Source organism: Brachybacterium phenoliresistens (assembly GCF_039530785.1).
Lineage (GTDB): Bacteria > Actinomycetota > Actinomycetes > Actinomycetales > Dermabacteraceae > Brachybacterium > Brachybacterium phenoliresistens.
Genome location: NZ_BAAAOW010000003.1, coordinates 484,658 through 501,505 on the forward strand (window position 1 = coordinate 484,658; position 16,848 = coordinate 501,505).

At 74.6% G+C, this 16,848-nt stretch carries 10 protein-coding genes; 3 read left to right on the top strand and 7 right to left on the bottom strand.

What is annotated here, in order from left to right:
* Window positions 1-62: 62 nt before the first annotated feature.
* A complete protein-coding gene (locus ABD234_RS09805; protein ID WP_344355653.1) occupies window positions 63-815 on the top strand; it encodes a class I SAM-dependent methyltransferase in 753 nt (250 codons plus the stop codon).
* Window positions 816-1,120: 305 nt separating this feature from the next.
* Here the strand turns inward: ABD234_RS09805 and ABD234_RS09810 are convergent, their stop codons facing one another.
* Window positions 1,121-3,787 carry an ExeM/NucH family extracellular endonuclease gene (locus tag ABD234_RS09810; protein WP_344355655.1) on the bottom strand — a complete coding sequence of 889 codons (2,667 nt, stop codon included), beginning with the start codon at window positions 3,785-3,787 and terminating at the stop codon, window positions 1,121-1,123.
* 198 nt (window positions 3,788-3,985) lie between these two features.
* Window positions 3,986-6,391: a bifunctional metallophosphatase/5'-nucleotidase gene (locus tag ABD234_RS09815; RefSeq protein WP_344355657.1), complete on the bottom strand. Its 2,406-nt coding sequence runs from the start codon at window positions 6,389-6,391 to the stop codon at window positions 3,986-3,988.
* 402 nt (window positions 6,392-6,793) lie between these two features.
* Between ABD234_RS09815 and ABD234_RS09820 the strand changes: the two genes are divergently transcribed.
* On the top strand, window positions 6,794-8,161 hold the full coding sequence (locus tag ABD234_RS09820) for an NAD(P)/FAD-dependent oxidoreductase (RefSeq protein ID WP_425546782.1): 1,368 nt from the start codon (window positions 6,794-6,796) through the stop codon (window positions 8,159-8,161).
* Window positions 8,162-8,226: 65 nt separating this feature from the next.
* Here the strand turns inward: ABD234_RS09820 and ABD234_RS09825 are convergent, their stop codons facing one another.
* The 5 genes from ABD234_RS09825 to ABD234_RS09845 form a co-directional block, all read right to left on the bottom strand.
* Window positions 8,227-8,922 carry a potassium channel family protein gene (locus ABD234_RS09825; protein WP_344355659.1) on the bottom strand — a complete coding sequence of 232 codons (696 nt, stop codon included), beginning with the start codon at window positions 8,920-8,922 and terminating at the stop codon, window positions 8,227-8,229.
* Window positions 8,915-10,318 (bottom strand): TrkH family potassium uptake protein, encoded by a 1,404-nt coding sequence (locus tag ABD234_RS09830; protein ID WP_344355662.1) that lies wholly within the window; start codon window positions 10,316-10,318, stop codon window positions 8,915-8,917. Before ABD234_RS09830 ends, ABD234_RS09825 begins: the two co-directional genes overlap by 8 nt.
* Before the next feature lie 95 nt (window positions 10,319-10,413).
* Window positions 10,414-13,002 (bottom strand): transglutaminase TgpA family protein, encoded by a 2,589-nt coding sequence (locus ABD234_RS09835; RefSeq protein ID WP_344355664.1) that lies wholly within the window; start codon window positions 13,000-13,002, stop codon window positions 10,414-10,416.
* Window positions 12,999-14,369: a DUF58 domain-containing protein gene (locus ABD234_RS09840; RefSeq protein ID WP_051486719.1), complete on the bottom strand. Its 1,371-nt coding sequence runs from the start codon at window positions 14,367-14,369 to the stop codon at window positions 12,999-13,001. Before ABD234_RS09840 ends, ABD234_RS09835 begins: the two co-directional genes overlap by 4 nt.
* Window positions 14,366-15,370, bottom strand: coding sequence for an AAA family ATPase (locus ABD234_RS09845; protein ID WP_038371996.1), 1,005 nt, complete (start codon window positions 15,368-15,370; stop codon window positions 14,366-14,368). Before ABD234_RS09845 ends, ABD234_RS09840 begins: the two co-directional genes overlap by 4 nt.
* 320 nt (window positions 15,371-15,690) lie before the next feature.
* Here ABD234_RS09845 and ABD234_RS09850 point away from each other — a divergent pair, with 320 nt between their 5' ends.
* Window positions 15,691-16,845, top strand: coding sequence for a hypothetical protein (locus tag ABD234_RS09850; RefSeq protein WP_344355667.1), 1,155 nt, complete (start codon window positions 15,691-15,693; stop codon window positions 16,843-16,845).
* Window positions 16,846-16,848 lie beyond the last annotated feature (3 nt).

Sequence of the window (16,848 nt, forward strand, 5' to 3'; positions counted from 1 at the left end):
GCCGCCCGCCATCGCGGAAAATCTGCTGGTCGCGGCAGGGTGCCCCGCCCTACCGTGGGCGCATGCCCTCCACTCCCCCGCCCGATGCCTACTACGCCGATCCGCGCCTGGCCGCCTGCTACGACACCATCGACGGCTCGCGGGAGGACCTCGACCACTACCGGGCGATCGCCGAGGAGCTCGGCGCCCGGACCGTGGTGGACCTGGGTTGCGGGACCGGCAGCTTCGCCGTCCTCCTGGCGTCGGCGGGATACCAGGTCATCGGCGTCGACCCTGCCGCCGCCTCCCTCGATCTGGCCCGCGCCAAGGAGCGCGCACTTCCCCCGGGGGCCGCTCCGATCACCTGGGTGGAGGGGGATGCGACCGCCATCGGCCCGCTGGGGGCGGATCTCGCGGTGATGACCGGGAACGTCGCCCAGGTCTTCACGACCGACGAGAGCTGGGAGACGACCCTGCGAGGGCTGCGCGCCGCCCTGCGCCGGGGCGGCCATCTCGTCTTCGAGTCGCGCCGGCCCGCGGCCCGGGCCTGGGAGCGCTGGCAGGCCGAGGATCGCGAGCAGCGCCACGAGGTGCCCGGCATCGGCACCGTCCTCACGCGACCGCGCGGGATCACGGTCGACCTGCCGCGGGTGACGTTCACCGACGAGTTCGTCCTGCCCGATGGGACGGCCCTCACCTCGACCTCCACGCTGCGGTTCCGCGACGAGGCGGAGCTGCGCTCGAGCGTCGCCGCGGCCGGATTCGAGGTACTCGAGGTCCGCGAGGCCCCCGATCGGCCCGGGCTCGAGCACGTGGTCCTCGCCCGCGCCGTGTGAGGGCCCCGCGCCCTGTGAAGGCCTCCTCGACATGTGAGGGCCTCCGCGCCGTGCGAGGGAGGGCACCGTGCGAGTGCTTTCGCGCCGTGTGACGCTTCCGAGCCATGCGATGGCCTCGCGCGGAGGTCATTTGCCGCGGGATGCGGACTCTCCCCGCACCAGAAGTCATTCTGCGTCGCTTGAACGGGTGTTCAAGCGACGCAGAATGACTTCTCGCAGGCGCGGGGCCGCCGGGACGTCAGCCGCGGGCGCGGGGCACGTCAGCCGTGGGCGGAGGGGACGTCAGCCGCGGGCGGGGGGGGACGTCAGCCGCGAGCGGCGTGGGGGCCGCCCTTGCCGAAGCGGCCGCCGGGGCCGTAGGGCGCCTGCCCGGGGGCGGGCTTGCCCGGGGCGCTGCTGCTGGGGCTCGTCGCGCCCGCGTCCAGGCCCACGACCAGCGGGTTGTGGTCGGAGGAGCCGAAGGGACCCGCCTCGTAGAGATCGGTGACGTTGGTGTTGTAGCGCCCGTACTGGGTCAGCACGGACTCGGGGGCGTTGATCGACCAGTCGGTGGCGCCGGTGACGCGATCGGCGGCGGACTCGTTGGCGAGCACGTGGTCCAGCGACCCGGTCATGCCGCCGTAGCTGTAGGACCAGCCCTCGGGGTCGTGCACCGCACCGAGGTCGACGTAGCCGTCCTCGGCGAACAGCTGGAGGGGCTCCTCCTGGGTGTAGGCGTTGAAGTCGCCGCCCAGCAGGACGTCCTCGACGCCGAGCTCCGCGGTGCGCTCCTCGGTCCACTCCCGCAGGGCCTCGGCCTGCTGCAGGCGGGAGGTGCGGGCGTTGCCCTGGACCGGGTCGGGCTCCAGGCCCGCGTCCTCGGCATCGGCCGAGCCCTTGGACTTGAAGTGGTTGATCACGAAGAGGAACGGCTCGCCCTCGCCGGTCTTCCCGCTGCGGCCCGGCCCGTCGGTGACGGGCACGAAGACCTGGCCGATGGGCTCGCGGGCGTTGTCGAAGGCCTCGTCGCCCACCAGGATCTGGGCGCCGCCCCGCGCGGTGACCGCGGCGGGCTTGTAGATGATGGCGTTGGTGATGACGTCGCCGCCGCCGTCGGAGCCCTGCGCCGCGTAGGCATCGGCCGTGGGGACGTACGCCCAGGTGCCGGCGCCGTCGTGCGCGTTCAGCGCGTCGACGAGGGTGGCGGTCGCCTCATCGGGCGTCTCCCCCAGGCGGGCGGAGTTCTCGATCTCGGTGAGGCCGACGACGTCGGCGCCGGTGCCGGAGATGGCGGCGACGATCTTGTCCTGCTGGCGCTGGAGGTCGTCCTCGCCCCAGGCGCCGCGCAGCTCGCAGCCGCCGCGCACGGTCGTGCCCTCGCCGGCGCGGTCGGTGTAGGGCGTGCAGCCCGGGGTGTCCTCGCCGAGGGTCGTGAAGTAGTTCAGCACGTTGAAGGTGGACACCTTCAGGTCGCCGCCCACGTCCACGGGGGCGTCCTGGCGGGTGTCCTCGAAGGTCACGCCGTCGGTCGCGGAGTCCTCCCACGGCTGCGTCGGGTTCAGGCGCCACGCCTCGTGGGAGTAGGCCACCACCACCGGCTCGGTGAAGGTGGCGGCGGCGCCCACGCGCACCGGCTCCTGCGTGGTGAGCCAGCTCATCGGCTGATCGGCGTTCCGGGAGAAGTCGGTGGTGCGCCCGTCGTCCAGCAGCACGAGCTTGTCGGCCTGCGCCGCGAAGTAGGCGGTGGCCTCCTGGCCCGGCGCCATGATGTCGCCGGCCTGGACCAGGGGCTCGTCGCCGATGGCGAGGCCCACCTCGCCGTAGCGGTGCGTGTTGTACACGTCGGTGACGGTGAAGTCGCCCTCGCCGGGCAGGTACAGCATGTGCTCCAGGGACTCGCGCTGGGCCTCCTCCGTCGGGAAGGCGTCCAGCGTCACCGGCTCCACCGCGGGCAGCGCCTCGGCGAGCGGGGCCAGCCCGCCGGCGCGCACCGAGACCTGCGTGGAGCCGTAGTACTCCGAGACGGTGCCGGTGACCTGCACGGAGTCGCCGATGGCGACGTCGGCGACGGTGTCGGGCGAGTACACGAACACCGCGTCGGAGGCCTTCTGCGTGCTGAGGTCCCGCGCGCCGCCGGTGCCGCCGGTCTGGAGGATATATCCGTCCAGCCCGCCCTCGGCGTACACGGCGGTGACCACGCCCTCGGTGATGACGGTCCGGTCGACCAGGGGGCTCTGCGCGCCCTCGCCCTGGATCTCGGCGATGGTCGCGGGCACCGGGACGGGGTCGACGGGGTCCGTCGGGTCCGTGGGATCGGTCGGGTCGGTGGGCGCCTCGGCGCCGGAGGGCTGCGGGGTGGGCGCGCCGACGACGAAGTCGGTGCTGTTCTCGCCGGTGACCGCCACGCGCGCGGCGGAGGTCGCGTTCGAGGTGCGCGGGGCGGGGGCCTCGCCCGAGAAGGTCGCGGCGGCGCCGTAGCCGACGAGGTCCACCACGGCGGGGTCGCTCGCGCAGGTGGTGCCCGTGCAGGCGAGGCGGCCCTCGCTGTCGGAGAGCGCGAAGACGCCGGAGGTGCCGGAGGCGTTGATCCCGCCGGTCGCATCGGCCGCGGGCAGGACCTCGCCGTTGCCGTTGCCGGAGGCGAGCTGGATCAGGAAGGTCCCGCCGGCGGGGATCTCGCCGCGCAGGGTGACGGAGTTGTTGAAGGTGCCGCTCGCGGAGGCGTACTGCAGCGTCCAGCCGTCCAGGGAGACGGGCTCGGCGCCGGAGTTCGCGAGCTCGACGAAGTCGCTCTGGTAGGCGGCGCCGGAGTTCCCGCCGCCCCCGTAGACCTCCTGGATGACGACATCGCCGGGGACGACGACCTCGGCACGGGCGGCGGGGGCGAGGACCAGCGACGGCACGAGGCTCGCGCCGAGGGCGAGGGCCGCGAGGGCGGCACCGGCACGCACGCTCGCGCGACGACGGCCGGGGGCGATGCTGCGGGGATGCATGGGATCTCCTGGAGACGGGAGCGGGGCGGGGCGAGGCGGGGCGGGAGGCAGGACGGGCGCGCGGACGCAGCGGGGCGGCCGGGCGCGAGGCCGGGAGAGGCCGGGAGAGGTCGAGGGACGCCGCGTGCGTCCGATGGACCCCTCGGCGGCGGGAACGGGGCGGCCGGTGCCCGGGCGGGGCACCGGCCGCCCTGCCGGTCAGCGGCGGCCGAGCCGGCGGCGGGCCGTCAGAGCGCCGATGCCGGCGAGCAGCAGCACGGCGGCGCCGATCGCGAACGGGGCGATCTCCGCGCCCGTCCGGGCGAGGTCGTCGCGGTCCGAGCCGGCATCGATGTCGCCGGCGCCCGGGTCGACCGGGGTGACCACCGGCGCGGTGGTCGGGTCGCCGGTGGCGTCATCGGTGGGCTGCGCGGAGGGCTCCTCGCTGGGCTCCGGGTCGCTGGGCTGGGTCGGCTCCGGGTCGGCGGGCTGCGTCGGCTCCGGCTCGGTGGGCTCCGGGTCGGTCGGCTCGGTGGGCTCGGTCGGCTCGGTGCCGCAGTCGGCCGGGGCGTCGCCCGTGGACTCGACCTCGAGGGTCAGCGCCGGGACGCGGGTGCCGGTCTCGGGAAGGGCCGTGACGGTGGCCTCGTGGGTGCCGGCGGGCAGGCAGAACCACTCGTCCAGCTCGACCACCGCGGCGAGCTCGCCGGTCGAGGCATCGGCCTCGTACGGGGCCTCGTAGGTCTGGTCGCCGACGGTGACCTGGACGGACTGGATCTGCGGGGCGCCCAGGCTGCGGGACTCGAACTGCGAGAAGCGCCAGATGATCGGCGTGGACTCCTCGCCGTCCTGGGTGCCGCGCTGCAGCTCCTGCACCTCGGTGCCGCGCTGGGCGAAGCTGGGCTCGATGCCCTCGTGCGCGGTGAGGTACTCGGCGAACGCGTCGCGGTCCAGGATGCCGGTGTCGGTGCGGTTCGTGCCCTCCTGGAAGGTCCAGAAGTTGTCGCCGCCCTCGGTGAGGAAGCTCGCCGCGACGACGGTGTAGGTCGCCTCGAGGTCGAGGGGCTCGCCGTCCACGGTGATGGACAGGATGCGCTCGCGCTCGGGCAGGGTCGAGTCGTAGACGTAGTCGACGTTGTCGGACAGGCCCAGCGCGAGGAAGGGGCGCGAGGGGATCTCGCCGTCCTCGTCGCGCTGCCACTGGTCCTCCAGCAGCTCCTTGACCTGGGCGCCGGTGAGGTCGACGGTGGAGAGGTTGTTGGCGAAGGGCACCACGCCGTTGGCCTCGGCGAAGGTCACCACGCCGTCGCCCTCCTCGCCGTCCGCCGCGTACCACAGCTCGGCGCGCACGCCGCCGGGGTTCATCACGCCGATGGTCGCGGCGGTGCCGGAGTAGGAGTCCTGGTGGGTGGCCCACACCATGGAGTCCGCGATCATGTTCGACAGCGAGGACTCGCTGCCGCGGTCGTCGCCCTTGGTCGATCCGCCGGTGGGGCCGGTGGCGGTCCACACGCCGTCCTGGTAGGCGGCGACGCTCGGGTCCCAGGCGGTGGTGAGGTCCGCGGCGATCTCGCCGACGGGCTCGGCCGCGGGGCCGGCGGCGTCCTCGATCGCCTGGTCGGCGATGCCGGAGGCCTCGAGGTAGGCGGGGTCGGCGTCCGCGTCGCACTGCTCGAGGGGTGCGGCGCCGACGTCCAGCAGCTGGTTGCCCTCGGCGGTGGCGTCCCAGTCGCCATCGGCCCCGAGCTCCAGGGTCAGCTGGGACAGCGCGACGCCGTAGTTGCCGGTCTGGATGATGGGCCGCACCTCGCCGTCCTGGCCGGGGACGGGCGCCTCGTAGGCGTAGGTCTTGTGGGTGTGCGCGGTGTAGATCGCATCGGCCTCCGGGGAGGTCTCCTCGACGATCTTCCGGAAGACGGCGCTGTCGGTCTCGGGCGCCTCGCCGGGCGCGCTCGCGGAGACGTCCGCCCCCTCGTGGTAGGTGACGACCAGGACGTCGTAGTCGGCGCCGGAGGCGTCCAGCTCGTCGATCGCGGTGTTCACGGAGTCGACGGGGTCGCGGAACTCGAGGCCCTCGATGCCCGCGGGAGAGACGAGGGACGGGGTCGAGGCGGTGACGGCGCCGACGACGGCGACCTTCACGTCCCCGGCCTCGACGATCGAGTACGCGTCCAGGGCGCGGGAGCCGTCGGCGGTGTAGACGTTCGCGGCGAGGTAGTCGAAGTCGGCGCGGTCGGCGACCCGGCCGACGAGGTCGTCGTAACCCTGGTCGAACTCGTGGTTGCCCGCGGCCGAGGCCGTCAGGCCCAGGGCGTTGAGGAAGTCGATCGTCGGGTTGTCCTGCTGCAGGAAGGACGCGAACTCGCTGCCGCCGATGTTGTCGCCGCTGGAGATCAGCGTCGAGTTCGGCACGTCGGCGCGGGCCTGGGTGAGGGTGCAGGCGAGGGCCCGCCCCTGGCTGAGGTGACCGTGGAAGTCGTTGATGTCGTAGAGGGTCACCTGGTCGCCGGTCTGCGCGGCATCGGCCGCCGAGGGGGCGAGGGCGCCGGGAGCGAGCGCGAGCGCGGCCAGGGCGAGGCCGGCCATCGTCGAGCGCGCGGCGCTCCGGGCAGAGAACGCGGTCATGGATGTCTCCTGGGAGCAGCGTGGATGCGAGGTGTGAGCCGCTCCTATCCAAGCCCTCCCGCAGGCGACACGCGGACCGGTTCGGGGAACTGGTCCCGGTCTGTTACCGGAAGTTCATCGGCTTTGACCTGGCTTTACTCTCTGCTGAATCGGTCTTTGCCTCCCTCGCGGGGCTCTGCCGAGGAGGTCGGCCCCGCCGGGGAGGCGCGGGCCCGTGCCCTGCGGGCGCGCCCGGGAACGTCTGATGCATCCCATCGCCTGGCGGCCCGGACACCGTGTCATCTAAGGTTCTGGCGTCGTCGATGGAGCGCGCCGTGGTGCGGTTCGGTAGCATCGACTGGACTGCGGCGCTGCCCTCGGCCAAGGACCTGCTCCCCGAGCCCCTCCCCTAAGGAGATCACCGTGCTGTCGCTCTTCGGTCGCCGACCCATCGTTCCTGCGAAGGACGGTGCCAGCTGGCCCCATGTCGTGATCCTGGGCGGCGGCTTCGCCGGCGCGAACGCCGTCCTCGGCCTGCGGGACACCCGGGTGCGCGTCACCCTCGTGGACCGCAACGTCTACAAGACCTTCCAGCCCCTCCTCTACCAGGTGGCCACCGCCGGCCTGAACCCCGGGGACGTCACCATGTTCCTGCGCGGGCTCTCGCTGAAGGTGCCCAACATGCGCTACCAGCAGGGCGAGATCCTCGGCGTGAACCCGGAGGAGAAGTACGTCTGCATCGACGGCGGCGGCGTCGGCGAGAAGAAGCTCCACTACGACTACCTCGTGATCGCCAACGGCGCGACCACCACCTACTTCGGCACCCCGGGCGCCGAGGAGCACGCGATGCCGATGTACACGCGCTCGCAGGCCCTCGCGATCCGCGACCGCGTCTTCTCCGAGCTCGAGCGCGCCAGCCGCCAGCGCGGCAGCGACCGCCTGAACGTGTCGATCGTCGGCGGCGGGCCCACCGGCGTCGAGATCGCCGGCGCCCTGGCGGACTTCCGCCAGCAGGAGCTGGACATCCTCTACCCGGAGATGGACCCGGGCACCCTGCAGATCACCCTGCTGCAGCGCGGCACCGAGCTCATCAAGGAGTTCCGCGAGACCTTCCGCCAGTACGCGGCCGATGAGCTGCGCGAACGCGGCGTCACGCTGTGCCTGGGCCACGGCGTGAAGTCCGTGGGCTACGACCACGTGATCCTGGACGACGACTCCGTCCTCGAATCGGACATCACCATCTGGGCGGCCGGGGTCGGCGTGCCCGACATGGTCAAGGAGTGGGGCCTGCCGCAGAACAAGCGCGGCCGCATCCTCGTGGACGACACCCTGCAGGTCCAGGGCTTCCCCGGCGTCTACGCCGCCGGCGACATCGCCGCCCAGGACGACGAGCTGCCGCAGCTGGCGCAGCCGGCCATCCAGATGGGTCAGGCGGTGGCCCGCTCCATCACGGCCGATGTCCGCGGCCAGCAGCCGAAGCCGTTCCGGTACCTGGATCTGGGCACGATGGCGACCATCGGCCGCCATGCCGCGATCGCGGAGATCCCCCACTTCCCGGACCTCTCCGGCTCCGTGGGCTGGATGGCGTGGCTGGGCGTGCACGTCGGCAAGCTGCTGGGCCACCGCAACCAGCGCGCCGTCGCCATGAACCTGCTGTCGCTGTACAGCGGGACCCGCGCCACCCACCAGCCGAACCCCGTGGTCGGCGAGGTGGACTCCCTCAAGGCCGCCCGCCAGTTCGAGGAGGCCGCCCGCCAGCGCCGCTTCGGAGAGGGCGCGCAGGGCGCCTGACCCCGGCAGCGGCCCCGGGCCGGCCCCGCCCGCGCGACGCCGAGGATCGACGCGCCGCGCGGTGCTCAGGCCTCCCGGCCGAACCGCTCCATGTCCTTGTAGTTCCCGGCGACGATGAGCTCGTCGCCGGGGGCGTACACGGTCTGCGCCGCGACGTACTCCCATCGGCCGCCCATGGCGCGGCGCGCGACGATCCGCACCCCGAAGTCCTGCTCGATGCCGGCATCGGCGGCCATGCGGTGGATCAGCGAGGTGGGGGCGGCGAAGCGCCCCATCACGAAGCCGCCGCCGTAGTCGGTCCAGTCCTGCGCGGAGTCGGCCAGCAGGTGCGCGACGCGCCGCCCCATGGCGGCCTGCGGGCTGATCACGTGCTCGACGCCCAGCTGCGCGAGGATCTGCTCGTGGGCGGTCGAATCGGCCTTCGCCCACAGCCCGGTGACCCCGGCGCGCAGAAGGTGCGAGCAGGTCAGCACGCTGGTCTCGATGCGGCTGCCGACGGCGACGACGACCCGGTCCATCTCCGCGACGCCCAGCTGCTCGAGGGCGTCCGCGCGGGAGATGTCGGCGCGCGCGGCGTAGTTGAGGTCCTCGCTGAGCTCCTGGACGATCTCCTCGTCGGCGTCGACGCCCAGCACCTCGATGCCCTGGGACTCGAGCTCGAGGGCGAGGGAGGAGCCGAAGCGGCCCAGGCCCAGCACGGCGACGGAGCGGATCTGCGCGGGATCGGACGTCCCGCGACGCGATGAGGTGTTCCTAGCCAATGGTCGGCCTTTCCTTGGGAGGTTCGAACAGCAGCGGGCGGCGGCGCAGCGCGAGCGCCGTGCCCAGGGTGATCGGGCCGACGCGGCCGATGATCATCAGCCCCACCAGCAGGATCTTCGACACCGGCGAGAGATCCGCCGTGATGCCGGTGGACAGTCCGGTGGTGGACAGCGCCGAGGTGACCTCGAACAGCACCCGGTCGAAGGGGATCGACTCGAGGACCATCACGACGAAGGTCGACACCGCCACCAGCGCGCCCATCAGCCCGACGACGGTGATGACCTCGCGGTGCACGGCACGGGAGAGCCGCTTGCCGAAGGCCATCACGAAGGGGTCCCCGCGCAGCTCGCTGCGGATGATCAGCAGCAGCACCATGACGGTGGTGACCTTCATGCCGCCGGCGGTGCCGCCGGAGCCTCCGCCGATCATCATGAGCACGTCCGTGCCCAGCCACGACTCCGGGCGCATCGCGGAGGTGTCGATGGCGTTGAAGCCGGCGGTGCGCGAGACCACCGAGTGGAAGACGGCGTTCCACAGGCGGTCGCCCCAGGACATCGACCCCAGGGTGGCGGAGTTGGAGCTCTCCAGGGCGAGGGTCAGCACGGTGCCCGCGCCGAGCAGCACCGCGGTCCCGGTGAGCGTGAGCTTGGTGGTCAGGCTCCAGCGGCGCGGCGTGCGGAAGCGCCGCAGCATCTCCACGATCACGGGGAAGCCGATGCCGCCGAGCACCACCGCGACCATGACCGGGGCGAGGATGAACGGATCGGAGTTCTCGCCGATGAGGCTGTCGCTGTCCAGCGCGAACCCGGCGTTGTTGAAGGCGGAGACGGCCAGGAACGCCCCGCGGAACAGGGCGGTGCCCGCGCTCATCCCGTCCAGGAGGTAGCGCACCACCAGCACCGCGGCGATCACCGCCTCGACGGCGAAGCTGATGGCGAGGATGCGGCCGATGATCGCGGGCGCGTCCTGCAGGGTCCCGGCGCTGGACTGCGCGATCGCGGCGCGGGTGCGCACGCCGATGCGGCGCACGGTGAGCACCGCGAGCAGCGTCGACAGGGTCATCACGCCGAGCCCGCCGATCTGGATCAGCACCATGATCACGAGCTGCCCGGCCGGGGACCAGTAGGTCGCGGTGTCGACGGTGATCAGCCCGGTCACGCACAGCGCCGAGGCGGCGGTGAACAGGGCGTCCACCAGCGGCGGGGCGTGCTCGCCGATGCGGGTGAAGGGCATCATCAGCGCGGCGGTGCCGGCGGTGAGGATCATGGCGGTGCCGGCCGTGATCAGCCGCGCCGGGGATCGCATCCAGCGCCGCACCGAGCCGGGGCCTCGGGTCGGGGCGTCGGATCGCGCGGGCTGCGGATCCCGGGACGGAGCGCTGCGGGGGGAGAGCACGCCGGAGAGCATACGCCTGCTGCGGCCGGGCCCCGACCGCAGGTCACGGGCGGGTCGGCGGCGCTCGGAGCGGCCGACGGCCGGGGCGGGGAGCGTCAGAGGCTGCGGATGAGGGCGAGGAGGAGGTCCGCGTCCTCGCGCAGCGCGGCGCGGGGATCCGCGGTGGGCGCGGCGTGGGACCGGCGGGTCGCGGCGGTGCTCGCCGCCCGCGGCACCGGAGGGGGTGCGTAGCGGGAGGCCTCGAGGGCGGCGCCGATGCGGGCGGCCGCCTCGTGGTGGCGGGCCGTGACGACCGCGGCCTCGGATCCGCGGCCGGCCCATCGGCCCAGGGTGGCGAGGCGGTCCAGCATCGCCTCCAGGGCGCGGCTCGGCGTGAGGGTCGCATCCAGCTCGAGGTCGCCGGGGGGCCGTCCCCAGCGGCCCGTCCAGCCCAGCAGCCGGATGGCCCGGCGGCGGTGGACGATGGCCTGCCCGATCTCCTCCCAGGCGAGCTGGGCGGCGGCGCGGCGCACCGCCTCGGCGTCGGCCCCGGCCTCCGCCTCGCCCCCGGCCTCCGCCTCGGCTCCGGCCTCCGCCTCGGCCCCGACCCTCGCCTCGGCCTGCCCGTCGGTCCCGCCCTCGGTCCCGTCCGCCGCCGGGCCGAGGCCCGCCCAGCGGGCGTCGCGGGCACGGGCCCGGTGCCGCGCGCGCCACAGGAGGCCGCCGCCGAGGCCGGCGCCGCCGAGCAGCGCCCCGCCCAGGACCAGGGCGCCGGTCCCCGGCCCCTCGCCGTCCCCGTCCCCCGCGTCGCCGCCGGGGTCGGTGCCGCCGCCCTCGGAGGCGGTGCTCGCGGACTCGGAGGGCGTCTCGGAGGCGCTCGAGGTCTGCTCGACGGGCGCGGTGGTCTGCTCGGCGCTGGGCGCCGTCGCGGGGGTCGTCTCCTCGGCGGGGGCGTCCTCGTCCTCATGCCCGGGAGCGCTGGTGCCGCTGCCGGCCGACGGCGGGGTCGGCTCGAAGCGCACCCAGCCGTGCTCGGCCCCGAACCAGACCTCGGGCCAGGCGTGGGCGTTGTGGTTGGTGACGGTGCGCTCCTCGCCGTCCTCCGTGCCGGCGGTGAAGCCGATGGCGACGCGGGTGGGATAGCCGCGCGCGTCCATCATCAGCGCGAAGGTCGCGGCGAACTGCTCGCAGTAGCCGATCCGCTCGGTGAGGAAGGAGGCGATGGGGTCGCTGCCGGGCGGCGTGGTCACCGACAGCGAGTAGTCGAACTCGGCGTGGAAGAACGCAACGAAGGCGCGGGCGGTGTCGTAGGCGCCGGCGGCGCCCGCGTCCGCGGCGACCTGTTCGGCGAGGTCGGCGATCATCTGCGGGACGTCCCCGGCGAGATAGCCGGCGTCGAAGGGCTCGGTGAACGCCGAGGTGCTCAGGGCCCGCAGCTGCGCGGCCGTGCTCCCGGAGGGGCGGGAGGCGACCTCGTACGCGACGCCGCTGAGGTCCTGGACGCCGTCTTCGAGCAGGAGGGTGCCGTCGGCCGCCCCGGCGGCGGCGATCCGCCCGTCCAGCGGGGTGCTGTACCAGCCGATGGCCGGCGGGGCGGGCAGCGCGTCGCCCTGCAGGGAGGTGAGGGAGACCTGGTAGGTGATCGCATCGGCCGGAGGGCCCCCGGCCAGGCGGCGGTCCGTGAACGCCGCGGGCAGCTGGTCCCCCGCGCCGCCTGCGGCCCAGCCGTCGCCGCGACGGAAGCTCGCCCCGTCGAAGCGGGTCAGGGTGTGCAGGCGCAGGTAGTCGGGGTCGCCGCCGGTGACCGTCATGCGCAGCACCTCCGCCTCGCCGCGGCGCATGAGGTCGCGGCGCACCGAGATCGAGTCGTCGATCATCACGGCGCCGAGATCGGTGGCCTCCTGGCCGCGCCAGGCGTTGATGGTGTCGATGTCCAGCGGCAGCAGCGGGCGCACCGGCCGCGGCAGGATCGCGGAGAGCATCGGAGCCCCGGCGAGGACCGCGCCGATGGTCCCGGCAGTCAGCGCGGTGACGGCGGTGCGGCGGCTGAGGGGCCCGGTGTGGGGCCGTTCGTCGCCGTGGAGGTAGGAGCCGTCGGCGTGGAGGGTGCGCGCGGCGAACACGATCAGGGCGCCGGCCAGCGGCCCGGTCGCCGTCCACCAGGGCCCGCCCGCCGGGTACATGAGCGCGGGCACCAGCATGAGGGCCAGCAGCAGGAACCCGGTGGGGGTGTGCCAGCCCAGGTCGAGGAACAGCAGGTCCAGCACCACCACCACGAGGGAGACCGCGAGGGTCAGGACCACCTGGCCGGGACCGGTGAGGTCCACCGGGGCGCGGCCCCCGCCGATCTCCTCGATGCCCGCGCGCAGCACGGCGACCTGGGCGTCGAGCAGCCCCGTGCCGGGGGCGACGATGCGGTGCTGGGCCTCGAGCACCCCGGTGGTGAGCTCGGCGAAGACGGTCACCGCCAGCACCGTGCCGAGGTGGATGACGGGGACCAGCGCCGGGATGGGCACGAGGGCGCGGGCCAGCGCGCCGATGCCGAGCACCGCGATCGTGCTGCACAGCGGCACGAACCACCAGGAGGGGGCGGTGAACAGCAGCGACAGCGGCGTCCAGGCGAGCAGGGTGGCGACGGCGAGGATCCCGCCGCGGGCGAGCGCGGCGGCGGGATCGGGGGCGGGGCGGCCCAGCAGCGGGCTCATCGCGCCGCTCCGATGCCGGCATCGGCCACGGCCCGAAGGATCTCGCGGAGGCTCGCCTCGCAGCCGGCCTCGACGCGGCGCCAGCTGCCGCGCGCGCCGCCGCCGGCGACCTCGACGTCGGCCGGTCCGCGGCCGGGGCGCGGCTCGGGCAGGACGGCGAGGGCCAGGCGGCGCGGGGCGCTGCCGGCGAAGCGGTCCAGGTCCAGGTCGGCGAAGGCCTCGCCGTCGCCGGCGCCGATGGCCAGCGCCACCGCGACGGGTCCCGGCGCCCCCTGGTGGGGGTCGCGGTGCTCGTCGGTGTCGCCGAAGCCGACGGCGGCCAGGGCCAGCAGGGCGGCGTGGGCGGAGATCGCATCGGCCTGCGCCCCGTGGTGCGCGATCCCGCCGGACCCGCCCGAGGCGGCGCCCGCCCCGTACCGTCCGGAGCCGCCGGCGGCGGAGGCGCCGAGGGGGTGCTCGCGCCCCGCGGCGACGATGCGGTCCCCGCTCGCGTCGAGCACCGTCACGTCGTACCCCTGGCCGCGCAGGGCCAGCAGGGCGGTGGCGGCGTGGTCGACGGCGCGGTCCTGGGCGCGGGCGATCGCCTCCTCCATCGCGGGCGGGAAGGGCCCGGCCGGGGCGCGGGTGTCCAGGACGATGAGGGCGTTCACGCTGGTGGACGGCTCGTCCTCACGGGTCATGAGGCGCCCGGTGCGGGCGCTGGCCTTCCAGTGCATGCGGCGGATGTCGTCGCCGGGGACGTACACCCGGGCGATGGGCCCCGGGTCCCCCTGGGCCCGGGAGCCGGCGGAGGCGGAGTCGCCGAGGGCGCGCCCCAGGCGCTGCGCGAGGACGAGGTCGATCTCCTCCACCGCGGGCAGGCCGACGACCTGCGCGGGCGCCGGGACGATGCGGCGCAGGTGGAACAGGCCCAGCACGTCCCGCACGAGGATCCCGCACGGGCCCAGCTCGTGCACTCCGCGGCGGCGCACCACCAGGCTGTGCGGCATGCTCGGCGCGAGCGGCAGGTCGCCGTGGCCGCCGAGGGCGGCCGGCAGGTAGGAGCGCACCACCCCGCGGCCCAGCGGCACGCGGGCGAACAGGGCGGTCGGGACCAGGCGCATCTGGACGTCGACCGCGCCGCCGGCCCGGACCGCATCGGCCTGCACCCGGCGCTCGAGGTCGAGACGCACCCCGCTGAGGAGGATCATCAGGCCCGACAGGCCCAGCGCGACCAGCAGCGCGCTGGCGAGGTAGTGCAGCAGGGCCAGGCCCGTGACCTCGGCGCCCAGCAGGAGCAGCGGCGCGAGCACGATCGCGAGGGTCCCGCGGCCGGTGGGCCGCACCAGGGAGCGGTGCGGCACCCGGCTGCGGGCGCGGCGGCTCACCGTTCCAGCGGGGTCGAGGCGAGGACGTCGCGCAGGACATCGGCCGCGCTCACCCCGCGGGAGAGGGCCTGCGGGGCCAGGTGCAGGCGATGGCGCCACACGGGGCCGATGACGCCGCGCACGTCCTCGGGCAGGACGAAGACGCGGCCCTCCATGGCGGCATGGGCCTTGAGCATGCGCACTAGGTGCACGGTGGCGCGGGGCGAGGCGCCGAGGACCACCTGCCCGTGGTCGCGGGTGCCGGCGGCCAGGCGCACCACGTAGTCCAGCAGCGCCGGGGAGGCGTGGACGCGGCGGATGGCGCGGATGTCCGCGGCGATCTGCTCGGGGCTGGTGCGGGCGCGGATCTCGTCGGACGCCTCGCGGGCGCTGGCGGCCAGCGGCCCGGTCTGCACGGCGAGCATCCGCAGCTCGGCGTCGTGGGCGGGATAGCCCAGGGAGGTCTGGGCGAGGAAGCGGTCGCGCTGCGCCTCGGGCAGGTGGTAGGTGCCCTCCATCTCCACGGGGTTCGCGGTGGCGACGACCATGAAGGGGCTCTCGAGCACGTAGGTCTCGCCGTCGACGCTGACCTGGCGCTCCTCCATCGACTCCAGCAGCGCGGACTGCGTCTTCGGCGAGGCGCGGTTGATCTCGTCGGCCAGCAGGATGTGGGTGAACACGGCGCCGGGACGGAAGCTGAAGGCGCCGGTGCTGGGGTCCAGCACGCTCGCGCCGGTGACGTCCCCCGGCAGCAGGTCGGGGGTGAACTGGATGCGGGCGCGACGGGCGCCGAGCGCCGCGGCGAGGGCCTTGGCCAGCAGGGTCTTGCCGACGCCGGGGACGTCCTCGAGCAGGAGGTGGCCGTCGGCCAGGAGCACCGTCATGGCCAGCCGGATCGCGCGGGGCTTGCCCTCCACGACCCGGGCGACCTCCTGGACGACGTCCGCGGCGGTGCGGGCGATGCGCTGGGCCTCGGGCTCGGTCAGGAGCGCCTGGTCCGCCTGGGGAACGGCCTCGAGCATCTGAGCCTCCTGGTCAGGGACGGACGTGCGGGCCGCGGCCGCGGCGATGCCGGGCGGGCCCGGCGAGGCTGCCGCACCGGCTCCGCCGGCCCTGCCGCAGGCGGCAGGAGTTGACGAAGACTTGGTGTGGCCCTGGTGACGACCAGGTTCAGCGTCGGGACGCCGACCTCTAGAGTGTACGGAGGATTTCCTGGGTGGCACGGTGCCGTCCGCGCGGCACGAGCCGCGTGCGCGCTCCGGGCCGATCGTCCCTCCGCGAGGACCACGCGGCGGACGGTGGCCGAGGGTCCTCTCCCCCACGACCCCGAGGAGTACGGATCGTGCTCACGCGACCGCGCCCGCCCTTCGCCCGCCTCGGCGCCGGCCTCGTGCTGGTGGCCGCCTGCGCGGGGGTCCCCGCCACCGTGGCGATCGTCGAGCATGCGCCCACGGCAGGTGCCGTGGCGCCCGCGGACCTGCCCGATGTGTGCTCGAACCCCAGCGCCTCCGTCTCCCCCTCGACCATCGCGCCCGGGGAGAGCACCGAGCTGACCGGCTGCGGCTTCCCCGCGAGCACGGCGGTGCGCGTCGACGTCGAAGGGCCCTCGGTCTCCTCGTTCTCCACCACCTCGAACTCCCGCGGTCAGGTGAGCACGCCCGTCACCCTCGACGAGCCCGGCGAGTACCGCCTGATCCTCACCGCCGGGGCCGACCAGGCCTACGCCACCGTCACCGTCGCCGGGTCGGAGCCGTCCGAGCCGACGGACCCGACGGAGGACCCCACCGAGGAGCCGACGGACGAGCCGACGGCAGAGCCCACCGAGGAGCCGACCTCGGGCGGGCCCACCACGCAGGAGCCCACCGAGGAGCCGACCTCCGGCGAGCCCACCACGCAGGAGCCCACCGAGGAGCCCACCTCGGGCGAGCCCACGACCGAGGAGCCCACCGAGGACCCGTCGACCGCGCCGAGCGAGGACCCCTCGACCGCGCCGACGGACCCGGAGACCTCCGGGGAGCCCACGGACGGCTCGACGTCCGCGCCGGCCCCGGATCCCTCGACCGAGCCCACCGAGGGCGAGACCGAGACGCCCACCGAGGAGCCGACCACGACCCCCTCGCCGGAGCCGACCGCCCCCGAGACCACGACCGTGCCGGTCGATCACGAGGCGACCACCGATCCGGAGGACGACCAGGACACCGAGGCCCCGCAGACCCCGTCCGAGGAGCCGAGCTCCCCCGCCGGCTCCGCGACGGCCGGTCCCGCCTCGGGCGTGGGCATGGCCTCGGCCATCGCCGAGCTGCTCGGCGCCGAGCAGGGCTCGGGCGCGACCACCTCTCCCGCGCCCGATGAGACCGGGGCGTCGGCCGGCTCCCAGGAGCCCGGCGAGCTCGCGAACACGGGCGTGGACCTGCGCCTGGGGCTGGTGGGCATCGCCCTGGCCGTCATCGGCGGCGGCCTCGCGCTGTGGTCGGGCCGGCGCGCGCTGCGAGACTGAGCC

Bases quoted from the DNA above. Each gene is read 5' to 3' on its own strand.
- ABD234_RS09805 (WP_344355653.1), top strand. From the start codon at position 63: ATGCCCTCCACTCCCCCGCCCGATGCCTACTACGCCGATCCGCGCCTG.
- ABD234_RS09810 (WP_344355655.1), bottom strand. From the start codon at position 3,787: ATGCATCCCCGCAGCATCGCCCCCGGCCGTCGTCGCGCGAGCGTGCGT.
- ABD234_RS09815 (WP_344355657.1), bottom strand. From the start codon at position 6,391: ATGACCGCGTTCTCTGCCCGGAGCGCCGCGCGCTCGACGATGGCCGGC.
- ABD234_RS09835 (WP_344355664.1), bottom strand. From the start codon at position 13,002: ATGAGCCCGCTGCTGGGCCGCCCCGCCCCCGATCCCGCCGCCGCGCTC.
- ABD234_RS09845 (WP_038371996.1), bottom strand. From the start codon at position 15,370: ATGCTCGAGGCCGTTCCCCAGGCGGACCAGGCGCTCCTGACCGAGCCC.